Source organism: uncultured Arenimonas sp., from assembly GCF_963976025.1.
Taxonomy (GTDB): domain Bacteria; phylum Pseudomonadota; class Gammaproteobacteria; order Xanthomonadales; family Xanthomonadaceae; genus Arenimonas.
This window is the reverse complement of sequence record NZ_CAXBJS010000280.1, coordinates 1-1816: the sequence shown is the minus strand read 5'-3', so window position 1 is coordinate 1816 and position 1816 is coordinate 1. Positions and strand designations below refer to the sequence as shown.

Annotated in this window: 2 protein-coding genes; both read left to right on the top strand. The window is 67.3% G+C overall.

Translation table 11 applies throughout. The annotated features are described in order from the left end of the window. Positions 1 to 1196: KUP/HAK/KT family potassium transporter (locus tag AACZ35_RS14080; protein WP_339830380.1), on the top strand; the 1196-nt coding region annotated here is incomplete at its 5' end. Positions 1197 to 1230: 34 nt separating this feature from the next. Further along, the coding region (ruvB, locus tag AACZ35_RS14075; protein WP_339830377.1) for a Holliday junction branch migration DNA helicase RuvB at positions 1231 to 1816 on the top strand (586 nt) is incomplete at its 3' end.

Genomic DNA, 1816 nt, shown 5'->3' with positions numbered 1-1816 from the left:
TGACCGGCGGCGAGGCGCTGTTTGCCGACATGGGGCATTTCGGGCGTTTCCCCATCCGGGTCGCCTGGCTGGGCCTGGTGCTGCCGTCGCTGCTGCTGAATTATTTCGGGCAGGGCGCCTTCATCCTCACCCACCCGGGCGAAGTCACGAATCCGTTCTACGAACTCGTACCGTCGTGGGCGCTGTACCCGGTGATCGTCCTGGCGACCCTGGCGACGGTGATCGCGTCGCAGGCGCTGATCTCGGGCACGTTTTCGGTGGTCCGGCAGGCCATCCAGCTGGGTTACCTGCCGCGCATGGAAATCGTGCACACCTCGGCCCACAGCGAAGGCCAGATCTACCTGCCGTGGGTCAACCGCGCCATGCTGGTGGCGGTGGTCGCTGTGGTGCTGGGATTCGGCAGCTCCAGCAACCTGGCCATCGCCTACGGCGTGTCGGTCACCGGCACGATGATCATCAGCACCTTCCTGCTGGTCATCCTGGCGCGCCAGCGCTGGCGCCTGCCCGGTTGGCAGGTCTGGCCGCTGGCCGGGCTGTTCCTGCTGGTGGAAGGCGCGTTTTTTTCGGCCAACGTCATCAAGTTCGTCGAAGGTGCCTGGTTCCCGCTGGCACTGGGCGTGCTGGCCTTCGCGCTGATGCGCAGCTGGCGCCGAGGGCGGGAACTGGTGCGCGCCCAGGGGAAACGCGACAGCCTGCGCATCGAAGACTTCGTCCGCAACCTGGTTTCGCATCCGCCGCTTCGCGTCCCGGGCACGGCCGTGTTCCTGACGCCGTCCAACCAGTACGTACCCCCGGCGCTTTTGCACAACCTCAAGCACAACAAGGTGCTGCATGAACGCAACGTGCTGCTGAGCGTGGAAGTGCTGGGCGTGCCCCGCGCCGACCTGGCCGAACGGGTCGGCCACGTGGACCTCGGGCACGGCTTTGCCCGCCTGACCCTTCGTTTCGGCTACCTGGAAGAGCCGGCCGTCCCGCGGGCGCTCAGGCAGTGGGAGATTCCCGGACCGGCCTTCCAGCCCCTGGAAACCACCTACTTCGCCAGCCGGGAAACCCTGGTCGCCAGGCCGGGGCAGGGCATGGCCCTGTGGCGCGACAAGCTCTTTCTTTTCATGGACCGCAACGCCACCCCGGCCACCGAATTCTTCCGCATACCGGACAACCGGCTGGTGGAGCTCGGGACCCGCCTCGTGATCTGAATGGCGGGCGGTTTCCCTGCCATAATCGTGGCCCATGGAAGACACCCGCGTCATCGCCCCCGCCGCCACCCGTGAAGATGACCTCGCCGAGGCCAGCATCCGGCCCAAGCGGCTGGACGACTACCTGGGCCAGCAGCCGGTCCGGGAACAGCTCAAGATCGCCATCGAGGCGGCCAAGGGCCGGTCCGAGGCCATGGACCACGTGCTCATCTTCGGGCCGCCAGGCCTGGGCAAGACCACGCTCAGCCACGTCATCGCCAACGAACTGGGCGTCAACCTTCGCCAGACCTCGGGCCCGGTGATCGAACGCGCCGGCGACCTGGCCGCGCTGCTGACCAACCTGCAGCCGCACGACGTTCTGTTCGTGGACGAGATCCACCGCCTGTCCCCGGTGGTCGAAGAAGTCCTGTACCCGGCCATGGAGGACTTCCAGATCGACATCATGATCGGCGAAGGCCCCGCGGCCCGCTCGATCAAGCTCGACCTGCCGCCCTTCACCCTGATCGGCGCCACCACCCGGGCCGGCCTGCTGACCGCGCCGCTTCGCGACCGCTTCGGCATCGTCCAGCGCCTGGAGTTCTACAGCGCCGAGGAGCTGACCCGCATCGTGCGCCGTTCGG